The 20,891-nt window shown below is 68.2% G+C and carries 19 protein-coding genes and 1 tRNA gene; 12 read left to right on the top strand and 8 right to left on the bottom strand.

All coding sequences use genetic code 11. The features are described 5' to 3' along the window. Positions 1–115: 115 nt before the first annotated feature. Positions 116–1,906: an ABC-F family ATP-binding cassette domain-containing protein gene (locus GNX95_RS32735; protein ID WP_163511521.1), complete on the top strand. Its 1,791-nt coding sequence runs from the start codon at positions 116–118 to the stop codon at positions 1,904–1,906. Between the two features lie 410 nt (positions 1,907–2,316). Next, positions 2,317–2,790, top strand: a complete 474-nt coding sequence (locus GNX95_RS32730; protein ID WP_163511520.1) for a DUF4383 domain-containing protein — start codon at positions 2,317–2,319, stop codon at positions 2,788–2,790. A 46-nt stretch (positions 2,791–2,836) separates the two neighbouring features. On the opposite strand, the gene GNX95_RS32725 is transcribed toward GNX95_RS32730, so the two are convergent. After that, a complete protein-coding gene (locus GNX95_RS32725; protein WP_163511519.1) occupies positions 2,837–3,868 on the bottom strand; it encodes an alpha/beta hydrolase in 1,032 nt (343 codons plus the stop codon). Between the two features lie 36 nt (positions 3,869–3,904). On the opposite strand from GNX95_RS32725, the gene GNX95_RS32720 reads away from it, so the two are divergent. After that, positions 3,905–4,870: an NAD(P)H-dependent flavin oxidoreductase gene (locus tag GNX95_RS32720; RefSeq protein WP_163511518.1), complete on the top strand. Its 966-nt coding sequence runs from the start codon at positions 3,905–3,907 to the stop codon at positions 4,868–4,870. Here GNX95_RS32720 and GNX95_RS32715 read toward each other — a convergent pair. The 3 genes from GNX95_RS32715 to GNX95_RS32705 form a co-directional block, all read right to left on the bottom strand. Then, the gene (locus tag GNX95_RS32715; RefSeq protein WP_163511517.1) at positions 4,851–5,291 is read right to left on the bottom strand and encodes a MarR family winged helix-turn-helix transcriptional regulator; all 441 of its coding nucleotides are present in this window, start codon (positions 5,289–5,291) and stop codon (positions 4,851–4,853) included. The two genes, GNX95_RS32720 and GNX95_RS32715, sit on opposite strands and share 20 nt — an antisense overlap. 294 nt (positions 5,292–5,585) lie before the next feature. Then, positions 5,586–6,392 (bottom strand): mechanosensitive ion channel family protein, encoded by an 807-nt coding sequence (locus GNX95_RS32710; RefSeq protein ID WP_163511516.1) that lies wholly within the window; start codon positions 6,390–6,392, stop codon positions 5,586–5,588. Positions 6,393–6,477: 85 nt separating this feature from the next. Beyond that, positions 6,478–7,119, bottom strand: coding sequence for a TetR/AcrR family transcriptional regulator (locus GNX95_RS32705; RefSeq protein WP_246281880.1), 642 nt, complete (start codon positions 7,117–7,119; stop codon positions 6,478–6,480). 64 nt (positions 7,120–7,183) lie between these two features. On the opposite strand from GNX95_RS32705, the gene GNX95_RS32700 reads away from it, so the two are divergent. From GNX95_RS32700 to GNX95_RS32675, 6 genes are all read left to right on the top strand, one after another. Then, positions 7,184–7,262 (top strand) — tRNA-Gln (locus GNX95_RS32700). Between the two features lie 5 nt (positions 7,263–7,267). After that, positions 7,268–7,663, top strand: a complete 396-nt coding sequence (locus GNX95_RS32695) for a hypothetical protein (RefSeq protein ID WP_163511514.1) — start codon at positions 7,268–7,270, stop codon at positions 7,661–7,663. A 597-nt stretch (positions 7,664–8,260) separates the two neighbouring features. Continuing rightward, positions 8,261–9,706, top strand: coding sequence for a bifunctional UDP-N-acetylglucosamine diphosphorylase/glucosamine-1-phosphate N-acetyltransferase GlmU (glmU, locus tag GNX95_RS32690; RefSeq protein WP_281356979.1), 1,446 nt, complete (start codon positions 8,261–8,263; stop codon positions 9,704–9,706). Positions 9,707–9,709: 3 nt separating this feature from the next. Beyond that, positions 9,710–10,690 carry a ribose-phosphate diphosphokinase gene (locus tag GNX95_RS32685; protein ID WP_163511512.1) on the top strand — a complete coding sequence of 327 codons (981 nt, stop codon included), beginning with the start codon at positions 9,710–9,712 and terminating at the stop codon, positions 10,688–10,690. Between the two features lie 101 nt (positions 10,691–10,791). Further along, positions 10,792–12,243: a sugar transferase gene (locus tag GNX95_RS32680; RefSeq protein WP_163511511.1), complete on the top strand. Its 1,452-nt coding sequence runs from the start codon at positions 10,792–10,794 to the stop codon at positions 12,241–12,243. A gap of 6 nt (positions 12,244–12,249) precedes the next feature. Then, the gene (locus GNX95_RS32675; RefSeq protein WP_163511510.1) at positions 12,250–13,050 is read left to right on the top strand and encodes a polysaccharide deacetylase family protein; all 801 of its coding nucleotides are present in this window, start codon (positions 12,250–12,252) and stop codon (positions 13,048–13,050) included. On the opposite strand, the gene GNX95_RS32670 is transcribed toward GNX95_RS32675, so the two are convergent. The 4 genes from GNX95_RS32670 to GNX95_RS32655 are packed head-to-tail and all read right to left on the bottom strand — an operon-like array spanning position 13,038 to position 15,706. Beyond that, positions 13,038–13,457: an FAD synthase family protein gene (locus GNX95_RS32670; protein ID WP_163511509.1), complete on the bottom strand. Its 420-nt coding sequence runs from the start codon at positions 13,455–13,457 to the stop codon at positions 13,038–13,040. The two genes, GNX95_RS32675 and GNX95_RS32670, sit on opposite strands and share 13 nt — an antisense overlap. Further along, positions 13,454–14,155, bottom strand: a complete 702-nt coding sequence (locus GNX95_RS32665; protein WP_163511508.1) for a CDP-alcohol phosphatidyltransferase family protein — start codon at positions 14,153–14,155, stop codon at positions 13,454–13,456. Before GNX95_RS32665 ends, GNX95_RS32670 begins: the two co-directional genes overlap by 4 nt. Beyond that, positions 14,152–14,568, bottom strand: a complete 417-nt coding sequence (locus tag GNX95_RS32660) for an adenylyltransferase/cytidyltransferase family protein (RefSeq protein WP_163511507.1) — start codon at positions 14,566–14,568, stop codon at positions 14,152–14,154. The genes GNX95_RS32665 and GNX95_RS32660 overlap by 4 nt, the downstream gene beginning before the upstream one ends. After that, complete coding sequence (locus GNX95_RS32655; RefSeq protein ID WP_163511506.1) at positions 14,537–15,706, bottom strand: DUF1972 domain-containing protein; 1,170 nt, start codon at positions 15,704–15,706, stop codon at positions 14,537–14,539. The genes GNX95_RS32660 and GNX95_RS32655 overlap by 32 nt, the downstream gene beginning before the upstream one ends. A gap of 150 nt (positions 15,707–15,856) precedes the next feature. Between GNX95_RS32655 and GNX95_RS32650 the strand changes: the two genes are divergently transcribed. Genes GNX95_RS32650 through GNX95_RS32640 form a run of 3 tightly spaced genes read left to right on the top strand, consistent with a single transcriptional unit; the run spans position 15,857 to position 20,630 of the window. After that, a complete protein-coding gene (locus tag GNX95_RS32650; protein ID WP_222854092.1) occupies positions 15,857–17,197 on the top strand; it encodes an O-antigen ligase family protein in 1,341 nt (446 codons plus the stop codon). Then, positions 17,194–18,297, top strand: coding sequence for a glycosyltransferase family 4 protein (locus GNX95_RS32645; RefSeq protein ID WP_163511505.1), 1,104 nt, complete (start codon positions 17,194–17,196; stop codon positions 18,295–18,297). Before GNX95_RS32650 ends, GNX95_RS32645 begins: the two co-directional genes overlap by 4 nt. Next, a complete protein-coding gene (locus tag GNX95_RS32640) occupies positions 18,294–20,630 on the top strand; it encodes a LamG-like jellyroll fold domain-containing protein (protein ID WP_163511504.1) in 2,337 nt (778 codons plus the stop codon). Before GNX95_RS32645 ends, GNX95_RS32640 begins: the two co-directional genes overlap by 4 nt. Positions 20,631–20,891 lie beyond the last annotated feature (261 nt).

The raw sequence follows: 20,891 nt of genomic DNA, 5'->3' as shown, positions 1-20,891 counted from the left end.
CGGCCGCATGGCCACCATGCGTGCATTGAACGCAAGCATGGTGGCCATGCGACCACCTAGTTCTAAGCAAGTGGTAACTAATGGCGCACGCGTAAGCGTGAGGCAGGATGGAGGGGTGGCCAACCTCGTCAACCTGGAGCGCGTCGGCAAGACGTACGGGACCACCGTGCCGCTGGACGGCGTGTCGCTCGGCATCGCGGCCGCGCAGCGGGTCGGCGTCGTCGGCCTGAACGGCGCCGGCAAGTCGACGCTGCTGCGGATGGTGACCGGCGCCGAGCAGCCGGACTCCGGCCGGGTCGCGCGCCGCGGCGGCCTCCGGCTCGGCAGCCTCGACCAGCAGCTCACGCTGCCGGCCGGCGCGACCGTACGCGACGTGGTGCTCGGTTCGGCCTGGCTGTCCGACGACCTCGGTGCCGAGCACGAGTGGGCCTCCGACGCGCGGGTGCGCGAGATCCTGGACGGCCTCGGGCTCGGCCGGATCGGCCTGGACACGGTCGTGGACCCGCTGTCCGGCGGCGAGAAGCGCCGCGTCGGGCTGGCCGGCCTGCTCGTCCGCGACCTCGACCTGCTCGTGCTCGACGAGCCGACCAACCACCTCGACGTCGAGGGTGTCGGCTGGTTGGCGCGGCATCTGAACGCGCGCAACAAGATCGCCGTACTCGTCGTCACGCATGACCGCTGGTTCCTGGACGAGGTGTGCCAGACGACCTGGGAGGTCGTCGACGCGTCGGTGCAGAGCTATGACGGCGGCTATTCGTCGTGGGTCCTTGCGCGCGCCGAGCGCGCCCGGCAGGCGGCCGCGTCGGAGGCGCGACGGCAAAACCTGCTGCGCAAGGAACTGGCGTGGCTGCGCCGCGGGCCGCCGGCGCGGACCAGCAAGCCGAAGTTCCGCATCGACGCGGCCAACGCGCTGATCGCCGACGAGCCGCCGGTGCGCGACAACGTGGAGTTGCGGCGGTTCGCGACCGCTCGGCTCGGCCGCAGCGTGTACGACGCGGAGGACATCCAGCTGCGGACACCGGACGGCCGTGAGCTGCTCGGCACGACGACCTGGCGGATCGGTCCCGGTGACCGGGTCGCGCTGATGGGGCCGAACGGCTCCGGCAAGACGACGCTGCTGCGTACGCTCGCCGGCCAGCGCGCGCCGGACGACGGGTCGGTCGAGGTCGGCAGGACGGTGAAGGTCGCGTACCTGTCGCAGGACGCCGTCGAGCTGCCCGGCGGCCTGCGCGTACTGGAGGCGGTGCAGGAGGTCGCCGGCCGCCTGCATGTGGGCAAGCGCGAGCTGACCGCGGGACAGCTGGCCGAGATGTTCGGTTTCGGCACGTCGTCGCAGTGGACGCCGGTCGCCGACCTGTCCGGCGGCCAGCGGCGCCGCCTGCAGCTGTTGCGCCTGCTGATGGGTGAGCCGAACGTGCTGCTGCTCGACGAGCCGACCAACGACCTGGACACCGACACGCTGGCCGCGCTCGAGGACCTGCTCGACTCCTGGCCGGGGACGCTGGTGGTGGTCAGCCACGACCGTTACCTGATCGAGCGGGTCTGTGACACCGTCTACGCGCTGCTCGGCGACGGCAGGCTGACGATGCTGCCTGGCGGTGTGGCCGAGTATCTGGAGCGGCGGGAGAAGGTCGAGCAGCCGGCCACCGCGGCGAAGGTCGCGCCGGCCGCGCCGGTCGGCATGTCGGCTGGTGAGCAGCGGCAGGCGCGCAAGGAGCTGTCTCGCTTGGAGCGTGAGCTGGCCAAGCTGGCCGAGACCGAGCAGCGGCTGCTGGCCGACCTCGCCGAGCACGCCGCCGATCACGAGCGGGTCATCGAGCTGGACGCGCGGCTGCGGGACGTACGGTTACGCGTCGAGGCGACGGAGGAGCGCTGGCTGCTGCTCGGCGAGCAGATCGAAGGCTGAGCCAGCGGTCGCCGAAACTGTCACAGGCACCTGGAAGAATTGATGCCGGGGGTCCCCCGTACGCGCGCGTGATGGGGGACCCCCCGTTTTCTACGTTTCCACGCGGGTACGACATTTTTGGCGAGGACCGCTCCGGCGCTTGGGGGACCCCCGACTTCAACGTTTCCACATGGGTACGACAGTTTCGGCGACCACGGCTCCGGCGCTTGGGGGACCCCCGGTTTCAACGTTTCCACGCCGGTACGACAGTTTCGCGCCGGCTGCTCGTACGCGCGCGCGGGCGGAGGTGTGACGTTGGCGCGGATGGGTGTCCCGGTGCGGCGCGCCGGCGCGACAGCGGATACCGTGATGCCGGAATGTCGACGGTCGGTAGAAGGTCGGCAGCATGGCGGTAAGGGAGTGATGAGTCGATGTCCGAGCACGAGTCCGAGTTTCCGGTCGATCACCGGCTTGGCACGGTGTATCGGGTCGGTGGCGGGCTGGTCGGCTTGGCGCTGGTCATCTTCGGTGTGATCGGGCTGGTCGACAAGCTGCCGTACTTCGCGGTCGACGGCCAGTCCGTGTTGGGGCTCTCCTCCAACGGGCTGCTCTCGATCGTCTCCGTGGTGGTCGGCGCGTTGCTGCTGGTCGCCGCCCTGATCGGCCGCAACCTCGCGGCGCACACCAACGTGACGTTCGGCATTCTGTTCCTGGTCAGCGGCCTGGTCAACATCTGCCTGCTGCGGACCGAGCTGAACTACTTCGGCTTCAAGATGCAAAACGTGATCTTCAGCTTCGTGGTCGGCCTGATGTTGCTGACCTTCGGCTTCTACGGCCGGGTCTCCGGCAAGTCACGCAACGCGCAGCGTACGGACGAGCCGGCGCCGGAGCCGTCGCAGCCCTGACCACGCCACGGGACTCCCTACGTGCGCACGTGGGAGTCCCGCGCGCTTACGGCGTGAGGCGGGTCGCCAGCCACGCGAGCGACATCGGATAGCGATAGCCGATGCCGGCGTGCGTACCCTCGAACAACTCGAAGTGGATCACGTCCTCGGGCACGCCGACGTCCAGCAGTGCGTCACGGAACGCCTCCGCGCCGAGGTCCAGCTGAAACTCGTCGCTCTTGCCGGCGTCGATCCAGATCGCCCGCAGGCTGAGCAACGCGTCGGCGTACTTCGGCGCCATCCGCACCGGGTCCCAGTCCAGCCAGCGCTGCCACAGTTCGGGGATGAGCTCGCCGCTGTGCGGTTTGAACGGCAGCAGCGGCTTGCCATCGTCGCTCGCCGAGAACGCCGCCGCGCAGCCGAGCGTCACCAGCAGTGGTACGTCGGCCGGCTTGCTCAGCGCCGGACGGCTCTGGAACTCGTTCCACCACGTGAAAATGTCGCCGTCGTAGTCGCGCAGAAAGCGGACGGCCCTGATGAACTCGGGGATGTAGGACAGCTCGTACAGGCTGTCGCCGGCGTGCGTCGCCAGGCCGCCGAACAGGTCCGGCCGCAGCATCGGCGTGATCATCGCACCGAAACCGCCGGAGGATTTTCCGGTGATACCACGGTTTTCCGGCGCGTCGATGGTGCGGAAGCCGGCGTCGACGTACGGCACGATCTCGTCGCACAGATACGAGTGGTATTTGCCGGTGCCGGGTGAGTCGACGAACTGGCTGCCGCCGTAGGCCGTCCACGCGTCGACATACACGACGATCGCCGGCGGCGCCTCCCCGGAGGCGAAGACTTTGTCGGCCAGTTCGGGAAAAGTCAGCGCGTACGGCGTGCGGTTGTCCCACATGCCGAGGTGGCCGGTGTATCCCTGGATGACGTACACGCTCGGATAGCGCCGGTCGGGCTCGTCGTCGTATCCCGGCGGCGTGTATATCCACAGTGGACGGTCGGCGGGATCGCCGAGCGGGTTGTCGCGGAGCAGGTCGCTGCTGAACACCTGTTTGTCCAGCCGGCCGGCGAACTCGTCGGTTGACCAGGGGAGCATCTGGCCTCCTTGCCGTGTAAGCGATAGAAAAGTCGCATGATCTCCACCGAACTTACCCGCCGGCTGGGCCTGCGGTTGCCGATCATCGGCGCTCCGATGGGCGGCGCCTCGTGGGGTGAGCTGACCAAGGCGGTCGGCGCCGCCGGCGGCCTCGGAATGATCGGCGTGTCCAACCGCTCCGACGCCGACTTCGTACGCCGTGAGGCCGCGGTCGCCGCGGAGGTGCCGTTCGGCATCGGTGTGCAGCTGTGGTCGCTGGACCGGCAGCCGGGTGTTTTCGAGGCAGTGCTGGAATCCGGCGCGACACTGGTGTCGGTGTCCTTCGGTGACCCCGGCCCGTACGTGCGGCCGCTGCACGAGGCCGGCATGCTGGTCGCCACGCAGGTCAACACCGTCGCCGAGGCCAGGCACGCGGTCGACGCCGGTGTCGATGTCGTGGTCGCCCAAGGCGGTGACGCCGGCGGTCACAGCGGCGCGACGATCGGTACGTTGCCGCTGCTGCAGTCGGTGTTGGCCGCGGTGGGCGACGCCGCGCCGGTGGTCGCGGCCGGCGGGATCGGCTCCGGTCGCGGCCTGGCGGCCGTGTTGGCGGCCGGCGCGCAGGCGGCCTGGATCGGCACGCGGCTGCTCGGCGCCACCGAGTCGGCCGGCACGGCTGGCGCGCGCAAACGCGTGTTGGAGGCGGAGGAGAGCGACACCGTGCTCACCCGTGTCTTCGACATCGGCGCCGGCATCGCCTGGCCGGAGCGCTATCCGGGACGTGCTCTGCGCAACGACTTCTCCGACCGCTGGCACGGTAACGAGCCGGACCTGGCCGCCGACCCGGCGGCCGGCGAGGCGCTCAAGGACGCCACCCGCGCCGGCGACTATTCGCAGGCCGTCGTCTATGCCGGTCCGGCGTCTGCCTTCGTACGCGCCGAGGAGCCGGTCGCCGACATCCTGCATCGCCTGGTCGCGGAGGCGGAGGACTGCCTGCGCGCCGCTAGCCGGCTGACTCGATGACCTTCGTCAGCAGCCTGACCAGCTCGCCGCGCTCGGTGGCCGACAGCGCGTCGAGCAGCCGGTCCTGCGCGCCGGCGAGTACGTCGTCGAGCTTTCGCAGGTGACGTTTGCCGGCGGCGGTGATGGTGATGGCGTTGCGCCGCCGATCGCTCGGATCGGTCGTACGGCGCACCAGGTCGCGCTCCTCGAGGTCGTTGACGGTGGCCACCATGTCGCTCGGATCGATGCCGCAGCGCCGCCCCAACGCCGCCTGGCTGTCCGGCCCGAACTCGGCCAGCGCGGCCAGCAGCGAGTAGTGATAACGCCTGGCGCCCACCGCGCCGAGCCCCTCACCGACCAGCCGCGCCGCGTATCCGCCGGCCTGGTTGAGCAACCAACTCGGCGTCGACTTTAACCGAGCGGGCGCCGTCCTCGTCTCCACGCACCGAGACTAGTCCCTGCCCCCGATCTACCTGCTACGGCGCGAAACTGTCGTACCCAGGTGGCAGTTTTGGCCCCCACCCAGATCGGGTGGGGGGTGGGTGAGAGGCCTTTCGCCTTGACGAAAATTTGCGTCATGGTGAGCCTCTCGACCCACCCCCCACCCGACCACTGGGTGGGGGCAACTTTGGTCGAGGGGTACGACAGTTTCGCGCCGCTTGGGTCGGTCGTTGGTCAGGCTAACGAACGCGCGAAGGCCCCCTTCCACCACGCAGAAGGGGGCCTTCGCGGCGGGTCAGCGTACGGAACCGCCCTGGTCGTTGCCGGGCAGCCGTTCGGTGCGCTGTTCGCCGCCGGCGTAGGCGTACGTGCCGTTCTCCGGCATGCCGTTCTGCGGGCCGGCCGGCATCGGTGGTGTCGCGGAGGCGGCCGGACGCGACTTCAGTTCGCTCTCCATCCGGCTCAGCCAGCCGTCGGTGCGCTGCTGCATCGGCTTGACCATGCCGCCGCCGATGCCGACGACCAGGATGCCGCCGACGGTGGCCAGGATGAAGATCAGCACCGGGGTGGTGACGGTGGTGGCGATGTCCATCTGGTTCAGCGCCGCGATGATGCCGAGCGCGACCAGGAAGACCTGCGCCACCGTGCCGAGCAGGCCGGCGTACGCGCGGTTGCCGAGCGCCGTACGGATCAGGTCACTGACCACCTTGCCGACCGCCGCGGCCACCACGACCAGCACGATCGCCACCGCGATCCGCGGCAGGAAGGCGACGACCTGGTTCAGCAGCTGGCTCACCGGGTTGCTGCTGCCGAACGGCGTGAGGGCCAGCTGCAGCGCCATCAGCAGGATGAAGTAGTAGACCAGCTTGACGATCAGCGTCGTCGCGTCGAAATTGGCCCGCGACATCACGCCACCGAGCCCGGACCGCTCGATCAGCCGCGGGAAGCCGGTGCGGGTCAGCAGCATCTCGACCGCCTTCGAGATGCCTTTGGCGATCAGCCAGCCGATCAGCAGGATGACCAGGAAACCGACGAGTTTCGGTACGAATGTCGCGATGGACGTCCACGCGGCGCCAAGGCCGTCGATCAACGCTTGCAGCATGTTGCCCCCTCATCTCCACATACCCGACGTATGTATTGATGGGGAAATTTTCGCGCGACCGGTTACGGTCAGCAACTTGACAGCACTAGCGACGTGCGCGTAGGCGCGGCTTCTTCTCCAGATGGGACAGTCCGTTCCAGGCGAGGTTGACCAGATGGGCGGCCACCTCCTCCTTACGCGGCTTGCGTGCCTCCAGCCACCACTGGCCGGTGAGCGCGACCATGCCGACCAGCGCGTGCGAGTAGAGGCTGGCCAGTTTCGGGTCGTACGACCGGGCCTTGAACTTGCCGGCCAGGATGTACTCGACCTGGCTGGCGATGTCGCCGATCAGGCTGGAGAAGTTGCCGGTCGCCGAGGTCACCGGCGAGTCGCGTACCAGGATGCGGAAACCGTCGGTCTGGGTCTCGATGTAGGTCAGCAGGGCCATCGCCGCCTGCTCCAGCAGCAACCGCGGGTGCCCGGCGGTCAGCGCTCCGGTCACCGAGTCGAGCAGATGGCGCATCTCCCGGTCGACGACGACCGCGTAGAGCCCTTCCTTGCCGCCGAAATGCTCGTAGACGACCGGTTTGCTGACGCCGGCGCGGGCCGCGACCTCCTCGATCGAGGTCGCCTCGTACCCCCGCTCGGCGAACAGGCTGCGGCCGATGTCCAGCAGCTGCTCGCGCCGCTGCTTGCCGGTCATCCGTACCCGCGGCACGGTCTTGCGCTGTTCGCTCACCGGGCCCATGGTGCCAGGTGGGACCGACATTAAGACGCCTTGGCGCGGAGACGGTACGGTATGAGCGCGTCATTCCCGGGTTGCTCTGTTGGCAGGGGCCGCCAGACTTTGAATCTGGACTAGCGACGTAGGTTCGATTCCTACCCCGGGAGCGGATGTGGAGTTGCCCGACTGGCTGCCGGCCACCGCGCGCGCCGATCTCCAGCGGCTGCTGACCGCGGTGCTGCGGGTCACCGACCGACGGATCCGGTGGTCGGGCAGGTTCTACTGGTATGTCTTCGAGCTCACCGGCTCCGAACCGACCCAGGTCACCGACGTCGACTTCGACACCTACCGTGACCAGGTCTCCTCACGCCTGTCGCCGGAGTGCCGCGCGGTCGCCGTCGCGTACGACTCGCGACTCAAGGAGGAGTCGATCGACGCCGTCGTCGTCGAACTCAGCCACGTCGAGGCGCCCCCGGTCCTGGTCGTGCTGCGATATCGCAACCGCGGCATCCTGCGGAAGGTCTGGTATGCCGACCCCCAGATCGGCCCCCTCCGCGCCGCGCACTGATTCCTCACCGCTAAGCCTTTACCCGCTACAGCGCGAAACTGTCGTACCCAGGTGCCAATCTGGACCCCCACCCAGATCGGGCGGGGGGTGGGTTCGCGTGGCTACTTAGATAAGTTCGAAAAGTCGATCTTGGTCGCGGCGTCGGCGGCGTCTATGTCACGAACGTAACCGCCTTGCTGGCGTGTCGCGGTCACCTTTGTTGCATACGCAGTGCCTGTGGCGGCAAATGTCCGCTTTGCGTACGCGGGTTGTGGTCGCATGGACCCCATGCGTGCGTCAGACGCACGCATGGCGTCCATGCGACCCAAACACAGGCGCACAAAGAGGACATGTATCGCTAAAACGGCACTTGGCGATAAATTTTTGCGCGCGCTCGCGGCCTCTCAACCCACCCCCCACCCGATCTGGGTGGGGGCAAACATAACCACCCCGTACGACAGTTTCGTCGCGCATGGTGGGTTGGTGAGCAGCGCTAACCGGGCTCGCGACGCCGTCATGGGAGCGCGTACGGTCGGGTACGGATGAGGGCAGGGCACGGACGAGGCCGTGCCGTCGTTAGCATGTGACGTGTCGCAAATGCTGGAGGGGGAAATCCGGGTGAGGACTGTCCGTCCGGCGGCCGTGGTGGTCCTCGCGGCCGGCCACGGCAAGCGGATGCGGTCGACGACTCCCAAGGCGTTGCACGAGATCGGCGGCCGGTCGCTGCTGGGCCACGTGCTCGCCGCCGCCGCGCCGCTGGGCGCCGAGCGTACGGTCGTGGTCGTCGGCCACGGCCGCGACGAGGTGAAGGCGCACCTCGGCCAGATCGCGCCGGCCGCCGAGGCGGTCGTGCAGGCCGAGCAGCGCGGCACCGGCCACGCCGTCAGGGTCGCGCTGGAGGCCCTCGACGCCAATGCGGGTACGGTCGTCGTCCTCAACGCCGACGTGCCGCTGCTGCGCCAGGACACGCTGGCCGGCATGGTCTCCGAGCACGCCAACGCCGGCCGCGCCGCCACCGTGCTGACCGCGCGCGTCGACGACCCGACCGGTCTCGGCCGGATCGTCAGGGACAACGCCGGCGACCTGGCCGAGATCGTCGAGGAGCGCGACTGCGACGACCTGCAGCGCACCATCCACGAGATCAACGCCGGCATCTACGTCTTCGACGCCGCCGCCGTGCGCGACGCGCTGTCCCGGCTGTCCACCGCCAACGCGCAGGGCGAGGAATACCTGACCGACGCGGTCGCGATGCTGGTACGCGAAGGCCGCGGCGTCGGCACCTACGCCGGCGCGCCGGAGGAGGCGCTCGGCTGCAACGACCGCATCGAGCTGGCGCGTCTGGGCGCGTTGCTGCGCGACGCGACGCTGCGCCGCTGGATGGCCGCCGGCGTCACGGTGATCGACCCGGCGACCACCTGGGTCGACGTGAGCGTCGAGCTCGCGCAGGACGCGGTGCTGCACCCCGGCGTCCAGCTGCATGGCGAGACGAGCGTGGCCGGCGGCGCCGAGATCGGGCCGGACACCACGCTCACCGACTGCCTGGTCGGCGCCGACGCCAAGGTGATCCGCTCACACTGCGTCGGCGCGCGCGTCGGTGAGCGCGTCAGCGTCGGTCCGTACGCATATCTGCGGCCCGGCACGGTCCTGCACACCGCCGCCAAGATCGGCACCTTCGTCGAGGTCAAGGGGTCGCAGGTCGGCGAGGGCAGCAAGGTGCCGCACCTGTCCTACGTCGGCGACGCCACCATCGGAGAGCACAGCAACATCGGCGCGGCGAGCGTGTTCGTCAACTACGACGGGGTCAACAAACACCGCACGGTCGTGGGTAGCCACTGCCGCATGGGTTCGGACAACATGTACGTGGCGCCGGTGCACATCGGCGACGGGGCTTACTCCGGCGCCGGTACGGTGCTGCTCGACGACGTGCCAGCAGGGGCGCTGGCCGTGCCGGGAGCGAAGCAGCGGGTCATCGAGGGCTGGGTCGAGCGCAAGCGGCCCGGCACCCCGGCGGCTGAGGCGGCGGCGCGCGCCGCCAAGGAGGCCGGCGGCGTCGAGGGGGAGTAGGCAGTGAACAGTTTGCAGGCGGAAAACCGCAAGAGCCTGATGCTCTTCTCCGGCCGGGCCTACCCGGAGCTCGCCGACGAGATCGGCGCGCACCTGGGCCTGCAGCCGACGCCGACGGCCGCGTACGACTTCGCCAACGGCGAGATCTTCGTACGCTTCGAGGAGTCGGTCCGCGGCTCCGACGCCTTCGTGGTGCAGTCGATGACCGAGCCGATCAACAAGTGGCTGGTCGAGGCGCTGATCATGGTCGACGCGCTCAAGCGCGGCTCGGCCAAGCGGATCACCGTCGTCGTGCCGTTCTTCCCGTACGCTCGCCAGGACAAGAAGCACCGCGGCCGTGAGCCGATCTCGGCGCGGCTGGTCGCCGACATGTTCAAGACCGCCGGCGCCGACCGCATCCTCACCGTCGACCTGCACACCGCGCAGATCTCCGGCTTCTTCGACGGCCCGGTCGACCACCTGTTCGCGCTGTCGATCCTGGCCGACTACGTGAAGAAGCAGTACGAGGGCCGCAAGTTCACCGTGGTCGCGCCCGACTCCGGCCGCGTACGCGTGGCGGAGCGGTGGACCGACGAGCTCGGCGGCTGTCCGCTGGCCTTCATCCACAAGACCCGCGACCCGCTGGTGCCCAACGAGGTGGTCGCCAACCGCGTCGTCGGCGACGTCGAGGGCCGCACGTGCATCCTGGTCGACGACATGATCGACACCGGCGGCACGATCGCCAAGGCGTCCGAGGCGCTGTTCGCCGCCGACGCAGGTGACGTGATCGTGGCCGCGACCCATGGCGTGCTGTCCGACCCGGCGACCGAGCGGCTGAAGAACAGCCGGATCAGCGAGGTCGTGCTCACCAACACGTTGCCGGTGCCGCCGGAGAAAAACCTCGACAAGCTCACGCTGCTCTCGATCGCGCCGCTGATCGCCCGCGCCATCAGCGAGGTGTTCTCGGACGGTTCGGTGACCAGCCTCTTCGGCGGTGTCAGCTAGCTCATCCGATCAGCCACCTTTTCGCCTGCGTACGTAGGTTCCGTCCGGCCACCGCGACATTTACTGTCGGTGCAGGCCGGCGTACGGGAACGCGGGGTGTCATGGCCGATCTGCAGGACCGGGTGCGCAGACCCCGGCTCGACGTCGCGCCGGAAACCCCAGGTTGGGAACGCCGTTATCCGCGGCAGCTGGCGATCGTCGACGGGTCGGCGGCGATAGTCGCGGCGGCCCTGGGCTTCTGGGTCAGGTTTGGCGCGATCCCGCATCACGCGGTCGCGTACGTGGTGGGCTCGGCCTTCTTCCCGGCGATCTGGGTGCTCGTGCTGATGATGGCCAGAGCGTACGAGTCGCGCTATCTGTTCGTCGGCAACGAGGAATACCGCCGCGTGCTCAACGCCGGCATCTTCCTGACCGCGGCGACCGCCTTCGTCTCGTACGTCTTCAGCATCGAGCTGGCACGCGGCTACGTCGTCGTCGTTTTCCCGGTCGTCACGGTCGCGACTTTGCTCGCCCGCTATTTTCTCCGCCGCCACCTGGTGAGCCAACGCGAACGCGGCCGCTGCATGCGCCGGGTGATCGTGGTCGGCGACGGCCCGGCGGTCAGCGAGCTGCACCAGCTGCTCGCGCGCCACCGCTATCACGGCATGCAGGTGATCGGCGTGTGCGTACCACCCAAACGTGCCGGCCGCGACAGCCTCGCCGGCATCGACGTCGTTGGTACGTTCGACACGATCGTCGCCGCGGTCGCCGACCATCGCGCGGACACCGTCGCCATCCTGCCGTCGCCGGAGCTCACCTCGGCCATGCTGCGCAGATTGCTGTGGTCGCTGGAAAACACCGGCACCGACGTGATCGTCGCCGGCGCGTTGCTCGACGTCGCCGGACCGCGTACGTCCCTGCGGCCAATCGACGGCCTGCCGATGCTGCACCTCGACCACGCCGAGCTGACCGGCAGCCGCTGGGTCGTCAAGCGGCTGTTCGACGTGTTTTTCGCGTCGCTGCTGCTGCTTTTCGCCATGCCGCTGCTCGCCGCACTCGCGGTGGCGATCCGGCACGGCTCGCCGGGGCCGGCGTTCTTCCGGCAGACCAGGGTCGGCAAGGACGGTGAGACGTTCACGATCCTGAAGCTGCGCACCATGTACGCCGACGCCGAACGCCGTCTCGACGAGCTGGCCCCGCACAACGAGCACGACGGCCTGCTTTTCAAGATCCGCCACGATCCGCGGGTGACGCCGCTCGGCCGCTGGCTGCGCCGGTTTTCCGTCGACGAGCTGCCGCAGTTGTTCAACGTCGTCGCCGGGCAGATGAGCCTGGTCGGCCCGCGTCCGCCGCTGCCGTCGGAGGTGGCGGCCTATCCGGACGACCTGATGCGCCGCCTGGTGGTCAAACCCGGAGTCACCGGCCTGTGGCAGGTGAGCGGCCGCGCCGACCTGTCGTGGGAGGACTCGATGCGGCTCGACCTGCGATATGTCGAAAACTGGTCGCTGACCCTGGACCTGGTCGTCCTGCTCCGGACGATCACCGCGGTAATCAGAAGTGCTGGGGCATACTGAGACATTATGACGGGGAAAACACTCGCGGCCGCGCTGCTGGCCGCGGCCATGCTGGCCGGCACGACACCCGCGGTGGCGAGTCCTCCGGTGCCATACGGCGACGAACGTCCAGGTCCGGCCGGCGCCGGTCCGCGGTTGGCCGACCTCGGTCCGTGGCCGAAGCTGCCGCCGGCACCGAAACCGCAGCGCGTACGTCTCAAGTCGTCCGGCGAATACATCCAGACCGTGCTGCGCATACCGGTCGACCAGAAGGTCGTCTTCATCACCATCGACGACGGCGGATACCAGCCGCCGGAGGCCGGGCGGGTGTTGCGGGAAGCCAACATCCCGACCTCGCTGTTCCTGATTTCCTCGCCGGCGACCCAACACCCCGACTTCTTCCGCCAGCTGCAGGCAGAGCGCGCCACGATCCAGGCACACACGCAGTCGCACAAGCAGCTCAAGGGCCTGCCGGAGCAGACGCAGCGGTTCGAGATCTGCGGCTCGGTCGACAAACTGGAAGGCGTGGCCGGGCGGCGGCCGACGCTCTTCCGGCCACCGTACGGTGTCTACGACCTGACGACGCTGAAAGTGGCGCAGAGCTGCGGCGGCCTGGTCGCGATGATGATGTGGGAGGGGTCGGTGATCGGCGGCGTCCTCTACATCGCGCAACATCCGTTCCATCCGGTCAACAACCCGGTCTATCCCGGCATGGTGCTGCTGATGCACTTCACGCCGGACTTCGAGCGCGACATGCACGTGCTGCTCAACGCGATCGCGGCCTCACCGGGTTATTCGGTGGCGCGCCTGGAGGACTACGTCAACTGACGGGCCAGCAGAGCACGCAGGGACGTGCTGGATGTGTGTGCCGTGTAAGGAAAATAGACGACGCGTACGCCGACCGAGGCCATCGACGACTCCAGCAGGGCACCCTTCTCGGTGCCTTTCCAGTCGTCGCCCTTGAACAGTACGTCGAAATGCAGCCGTTCCCACATGACCCGCTTGTCGGTGGAGGTGTCGACGACGGCCTGGTCGACGAAGCCGATGCTCGCGACGATCTGCAGCCGCTCCACCAGCGGCACGACCGGCGGTTTTCCTTTCGCGCGCAGGACGGTCTCGTCGGTCACCACCCCGGCGATCAGCACGTCGCAGTCGGGCCGCGCCCGCCGCAGGATGTTGAGGTGGCCGACGTGGAAGAGGTCGTACGCACCGGGGACATAGCCGACGACGGTCATGGCCGTGCCGCCAGCTCACGAAACCACTTCACGACCGCGGCGCACAGGAAAAGTGCGTTGGCGACCAGCAGAAGCGTGTAGATCACAAGGAAAACCGGACGGAGTCCGTAGAGCAAGAACACCAGGCACAGCAGGCCATAGTCGGTCGGGACGACGACCAATGACCGTACGACCGACGGCCGGCCGGTGGCCGCGGGTGGCGCGGAGCGCAACACGTCCTTGAGGATCATGCCGAAGAACAACACCGTGGCCACACAGGCGAAAACCAGCGGCACCAACAGGAATGCCGGTGGCAGCTGGAAAAACCGATAGAAGGAGACCAGCACCGCGGCGTGCAGGGAGACGAGCTTGCCGCTGTCCACCAGGTGGTCCAACCATTCTCCGGCGGTCGAGCCGCGACCGGTCAGCCGGGCCAGCTGTCCGTCGGCGGAGTCCAGCGCATAGCCGATCACCAGCAGCAGGCAGACCGCGACGGCCATCGGAACGGACGGCGCGACCACGGCGATCACCGCGATGCCGGCAAAACTGCAGAGCGCGCTGATGATGGTGACCTGGTTGGGGGACAGCTTGAGCGCGTACGCGCCGGCGGCCAGGAAACGGCCGAGCCCGCGGTTGACGAAGCGCGAGTATGCCGGTGCGCCTTTCGCGGACTTCTGCGCGGCCGGCAGTCCGCGCAACGCGTCGGCGAAGCGGCTCATGCCACCGCGGTCCGCGTCGGTTCCAGGACGCGCCGCAGGACGGAGCTGCCGGTCGCGATTTTTGGCACCAGCGTGACAATTTCCGTGTCTTGCGCAACCGCGCGAAGCTCTGCCGCGGTCGGCTCGCCCGGCCGGCCGGGGCCGACGAACACCACGTCCGCGTCCACTTTCCTTGCCGCGGCGGCGATATCCAGTGACGACAACGCGATCGCACCGGCCACATAACGGATGTTGACCAGGATGTCGAGGCGCTCGGCCAGCGGCACGTACGGAGTCGACCACAGCCGGGCGGCCAGCTCGTCCGCGTACGCCCCGGCGATCAGCCGGTCGCACCGCTGCGCGGCCTGCCGCAGCAGGTCGAGATCCCCGACGTGGAAGAGATCAAAAAGTCCGAACACGAAGCCTGTTCGCATCGGTCGCTCCCTTCCGCCGTCCGGACACCCTCGGCTGGCGCGCTCCGCCGGCCAGCCGCACGCACAGCCGCTCGTATTTCTCGGCCACGTCGTCCCAGTCATAACGAGCGGCGGCCGCCCGGGACGCGCTGCCACGCGAAGCGGTCGCGGCCGGATCGGCCTCTGCCTTCTCGAGCAACGCGGAAAGCTCGGCCGCGTCGGTGAAAAAGTGACCGGCGTCACCGAGGACCTCGCGGTTGAACCGTACGTCGAAAGCGATCGTCGGCGCACTCGCACCCATCGCGCGCAGCAGGGATGGATTGGTGCCACCGACGGAATGGCCGTGCACATACGTGAACGCGCCGGCGTAGAGCTGGTCGAGCAGGATCTGATCCCAGACAGCGCCAAGAAACCGGACATTCCGGCTGCTGGATGCCAAATCGCGTATCCGTGCGGTGTATTCGTCGCTGTACGGCGCCGATCCGACGACCACCAGCGGATGTTTGGCCGCCGAGCGTACGTATGCGTCGACCGCGACGTGCACGTGGTTTTCCGGCTCGAACCGCGCGACGACCAGGTGATATCCGCCCGGCCGCAGGCCGCGCTCGGTCAGCCTGTCGGTGCCGATGCCGTCCAGCAGTGGCGCGCCGTAAGCGATATTGGTCGACGCGGCGCCGAACTCGTCGCGGTAGTACTCGGCGATGCCGGCCGCGTCGGCGATCAGGTCGTCCGACCAGCGGACCGCCATCGCCTCGGCCATCCGGTAGTAACGCCGGCCGGCGCCACCCCACTTCGCACGCTTCCACTCCAGGCCGTCGACGTGCGTCGCGACCGGAATTCGCCGCATGCGGATCAGCGGCAGAAACAATGCGTTGGCTGCATTGAAAACAATCGCCACGTCGACGCGCCGGGTGAGCAGATGCGCGACCGACAACGCGGTGTGGCTGAGGGTCTCCAACGCCTTGTGGCGTACGGCCGGAAGGTGTTTGACCGTCATGCCGCGATGCGTTTCCCGGTGATCTTGAAAATCGCTGGAACGCGCGTAAACCAGCACGTCATGGCCGCGATCGGCGAGCCGCGCACCGACCTCCTCGACGCACGTCTCGAATCCGCCGTAGCGGGCCGGGACGCCCCGGGTGCCGACCAAGGCGACGCGCATCGATCTCCTGTTCACCGAAAATGCTGCCGTTAGGCCCTGGACAACAATCCCAACTGACGGTATCCACCGCGCCATCCGAACGGATCGAATTTCTGGCTTTTCCTTATCGCCCATCCGGCTGATCGTTACTCTGCGGCCGGGAGGTTCTTCATGACGGAGGATACGCGCCACCGGGTGGCCGGTCGCGCAGCCGTCATCGGCCGCCGGCTCGGAATTGACCGGCTGTCCGATCCAGCCGGCCGCCGGTGGGATTGGTGGGTCCCATTGTGTTTGCTGGCAATCATTGTTGCCAGTGATTACAAGTTCCGACTGCGGCCGCCGAACGAGACGGTCGGCGGCAACGCCGATCCGTTCGTACTGGCAGAAATCGCCATATACCTCACAGTTGGGGCTTTTTGCGTTTTGCGCTACGGCCGTGCGCCGCGGCCGACGAGGAGCACCGCGTTGGTCTTCTTCGCGTACGCCTTCGTGGCGGTGCTGGTGTTGTCCGCGACGTACGCGCCTTATCCGCAGCTGGCGGTCGTACGCGCGGCTCAGCTCGTCGTCGTGGTGGTGCTGACCAGATGCATCGCCAAGCACGCCGGCCGAGACCAGCTGCACTGGTTCGCGCACGCGTTCGCCGTGCTGGTGGCGGGTTCGGTGGTTTTCGGGGTGGCCTTTCCATTGCCACACGCGCAGGCCGACCAGGGCCGGTTCAGCTGGCTGTTCGTCCATCCGGTGATGGCCGGGGTTTTCCTCGGCATCGCCACCACGATCGTGGTCGGCTATCTGCTCGGCCACCGCGCCGAGCGGCCGGGTCCGCGCTGGCATCCGGTGGTTTACCTGGTTTTGCTGGCGATCGTCGGCGGCGGCCTGGTCGCGACGCAGACCCGCGGCGCGGTGCTCGGCGCGGTCGTCGGCCTGACCGTACTCGGCTGGTCGCATTGGCGCGGCCGGCGAAAAATCGAGATCACCCTGGTCGGCGCGGTGTTCGCCGGGCTGCTGGCGGTGGCCGCGACGCCGGCGGTTCTCGCGTTCTTCGAACGCGGCGAGACGGCCAGCAAGCTGGCCACGCTGAACTCTCGCACCGATCTGTGGGCCCAGGCGTGGCAGTTTTTCCTGCAGAAGCCGCTCTACGGCTGGGGTCTGGAGTCCACGCGCGGGCTTTTCCTCGACACCATCGGGCTTGGCGGCGGTCACAACGCGCTGGTCAACCTGCTGGTCGACGGCGGCCTGGTCGCCGCCGGCAGCTGGATCGCGCTGATCGTGACGCTCGTCGTCACGCTTTATCGCATACGTGCGTCGGTCGTGCCCGATCGCGCGATGTTGTTGGGGCTGGTCACATTCCTGCTCGTCGACGGGATGTTCGTGGAAAGCCTCGGTGCCGCCGCCAACGTGGCCAGCACCTGGCTTTTCGTCATCGTCGCATGGGCCGAGATCCTGCGAGCGCGGAGCGAGCCGGTGGCCGCACCGGAGCGGGTCGCGGTGGCGACTCCGGTGAGGCCGCGATGACCGTACTCGTCGCGAATCCGTCCACGGATCTCTACGGCGCCGACCGGATGGCGCTGGAAACCGTTGCGGCGCTTCGGGAAAACGGCGTCGACGTGGTCGTCACCACGCCGGTTGCCGGCCCGCTGCGGGAAAAGCTGGCAGAGCTTGGCGTGCCGGTCGTGGTGCGTCCGGTGCCGGTGCTGCGCCGAGGCTGTCTGTCGGCGACCGGCATTCTCCGTATTCTCTGGGAAACCTTGGTGGCGTTGCCGTCGTGCGTACGGTTGGCGCGCCGCTCGGATGTCGTCTACGTCAACACCGTGACCATTCCGTCGTGGATCATCGCCGCCCGGCTGGCGCGCCGGCCGGTGGTCGCGCACGTCCACGAGCTGGAGGCGAGCGCCGGCCGGATCGTACGCGCCGGACTGGTCAAACCGCTGCTGCTGGCGCGCCACGTCATCGCCAACAGCGCCGCCACAAAGGAATTCCTCGCACGTTCTGGTTGCCGGTCGCGGCTGGTCTACAACGGTGTGGCCGAGCCGCCGCGGCCGATCGCGGAGATCTCCACGACCGCGCCGGATCCGGTGCGCCTCGGCTACGTCGGCCGGCTGTCACATCGTAAAGGCACCGATGTTGCGATCGACGCGGTCGCCTTGTTGGCGGAGCGCGGAATTCCGGCACGGCTGGACATCATCGGCAGCGTTTTTCCGGGAAACGAGGCGTTTGAGGCCGAGCTGCGCGCTCGCGCGCGCGACCTGGACGTGACTTTCGGCGGTTTCAGCAACGATGTCTGGTCGGCGTACGAGCGTGCCGACATCGTGCTCGTACCGTCGCGGCTGGAGCCCTTCGGCCTGGTGGCGGTCGAGGCGCAACTGGCTGGCCGGCCGGTGCTGAGCTCGGACGCCGAAGGCCTGGTCGAGGCGGTGGCGGCCGGCGAGACCGGTGTGGCCGTGCCGGCCGGAAATGCGGCCGCGCTGGCCGACGCCGTGGTGCGGCTGTTGAAAGACTGGCCGCGGGCGGTCCAGTTTGCCCAGCGTGGCAAGGAAAGAGCCATCGCAATGTTCTCGCCGGCCGGCTATCGGCGGGCGATCGTGGATCTGCTGACGGAGGCGTCGAAGCGGTGAAAGCAGCACGCAGCGCGATTCTCGTCCTGGCACTGGTGGCGAGCGGCCTGGTCGCGGCGGCTCCGGTGGCGGCCGACACGGACCCGCCGGCCGGCACGCTGGAGACGGCGACCGCCGATCCGCAGCCGACCTGGCAGACCGACCGTATCGTCTGGGCACTCGACCGCGTCGGCTCGACGATCATCGCCGGTGGCGATTTCACCGCCATCCGGCCACCGGGGGCCGCGCCGGGGGATTCGCGGCAGCAGACCAGAAACGGCGTCGCGTCCTTCGACTCGTCGACCGGTGAGCCGACGCCGTTCCGGCCGGTGATCGCCGGCAGCACCTTCTCCGCGCCGAGCAATCCGTCGCCAGGTGAGTGCGACGCGGCCGGCACCGGTCAGTACGTCTGCAAGGCAGTGCTGCGGGTCAAGGTCTCGCCAGACGGCGGCACGGTTTATCTCGGTGGCGATTTCGACAGGGCGCAGGGTCAGACGCGGCAGAAGTTCGCCGCGTACACCCTGCGCGACGGCGCGCTGGTGGCCAACATGGCCGCCAGCATCAACAGCCGGGTCCGCGCGATCGCCGTGTCGGCCACGACCGTCTACATTGGCGGCGACTTCACCAGCGTCAACGGCCAGCCGCGCTCGCGACTCGCCGCCTTCAGCCGGGCCACCGGCGCGCTGCTGCCGTGGGCTCCGACCGCCGACCGCACGGTCTACACGATGGCCATGAGCTCGGACGGCTCGCGCGTCATCGTCGGTGGAGTTTTCGACCACATCAACGGAAACACCATCAACGGCATCGCCACGGTCAACGCCGGCACCGGTGCGTCGATGCCGTGGAGCAGCCGGCCGGTGCCGCCGCGCAACGGCGACTCGTACTCGACCGTCTGGGACCTGGTCGTCAGCGGCAACACCGTCTACGCCGGCGCCAACGGCCATGGTCCCGGCGTTTTCGACGGCCGGTTCGCCGCCGACGTGACCACCGGCAACCTGATCTGGAAGGACAGCTGCCTGGGCGCCACATCGGCGATTTCGCTGATGAAAGGCGTCCTCTACAGCGCATCGCACGCGCACGACTGCAGTGACCTCGGCGCTTTTCCCGAGGTGACACCGAGACGCTATCAGCGGCTGCTGGCCGAGACCGCGAATTCCAACGGTGCGGCCAAACCGACGCTGCTGCACTGGTTTCCGCTGGTCAACGCCGGCCCGTCCGACTCGTACTATTTCCAGGGCCCGTGGGCGATGGCCAACGACGACACCAATCTCTGGGTCGGCGGCGAGTTCACCACGACCAACGGCCAGGCACAGCAGGGATTGACGCGATATGTCTACAAGGCGACGGCCAGGGATGTGAACCCGCCGGAGGTGCCGTTCGCCGCGCCGGTGGTCACCTCGCGCAGCAGCACGTCGCTCGGCGTGAGCTGGCAGACGACCTGGGATCGCGACAATGCCACCCTGACGTACTCGGTCTATCGCGACGGCGGCACGCAGCCGATCTACACGACGACAGCGAAATCCACCTTCTGGACGCTGCCGACGCTCAGCTACGTCGACAACGGCCTGGCCGCCGGCAGCTCGCACACCTATCAGGTGCGCGTACGCGACGCGTTCGACAATTCGCGCAGTTCTCCGGCATCCGCGCCGGTGACCGCGGCCAACAGTCCACTTGGGACCTACGGCGCAGCCGTCGCGGCCGCCGGCTCCAACCAGTATTGGCGGCTCAACGAGAAGAGCGGCATCGTGGCCGGCGACGCTCTCGGCTCCCGCTATGGAAAGTTTGGCGCCGGCGTGACGATCGGCCAGTCCGGCGCGCCAAACGTGTTGCCGAGCATCGGGATCCGCACCAATGGCACCGCGACCGGCATCGTCAGCAACGCCGCCGCGATCGCCGCACCGGCCACCTACTCGATCGAGTTCTGGTTTGGCACCAGCTACACCACCGGTGGCAAGATCGCCGGCTTCGGGAATGCCGCCACCGGCACCAGTGGGACCTTCGACCGCCATGTTTATGTCAACAATGCGGGGAAAATCGTCTTCGGTGTGTGGAGCGGCGGTCCGCAGACGATCGTGTCACCCGCGTCGTACACCAGTGGCGGCTGGCATCACGTCGTCGCGACCCAAGGCGCGTCCGGAATGGCGTTGTACGTCGACGGTCAGCTGGTCGGCACCAATCCGACGACGACGGCGCCGGCGTACAACGGCGTCTGGCGCCTCGGCGGTGACAACCTCAATGGCTGGCCGGGAAAACCGGCAGGCAACTGGTTCCATGGCGGCATCGACGATTTCGCCACCTATCCGACCGCGCTCACCCCGGCCCAGGTCGCCTCACACTGGTCCGCCGCTCACTAGGCCTCAGGAGCCGAGCTCCGCTCGGGCTTTTGGCCCGATGTGGGGGCGGGCCGCTGTGTCATGATGTGGGATTGGTTCTGGTTTCACGCATTTCGTGGGTGTGGGTGAGGTTGGTGTGACTCCAGAGGCTGCTTCTCGGCCTTTCTGTCCGATAATCGGATGCGTCGGTCCTCAGCTATGTCCGATTGCGGCTTTGTTGGCTTGTGTAGCGGTACAGAAGAGCAACAGCGTCGCAATCGGACATAGCGAGGAACCTATACA

This window comes from Fodinicola acaciae (assembly GCF_010993745.1).
GTDB classification, from domain to species: domain Bacteria; phylum Actinomycetota; class Actinomycetes; order Mycobacteriales; family HKI-0501; genus Fodinicola; species Fodinicola acaciae.
The sequence above is the reverse complement of the archived record's forward strand: the minus strand, read 5'-3'. Positions and strand labels throughout refer to the sequence as shown.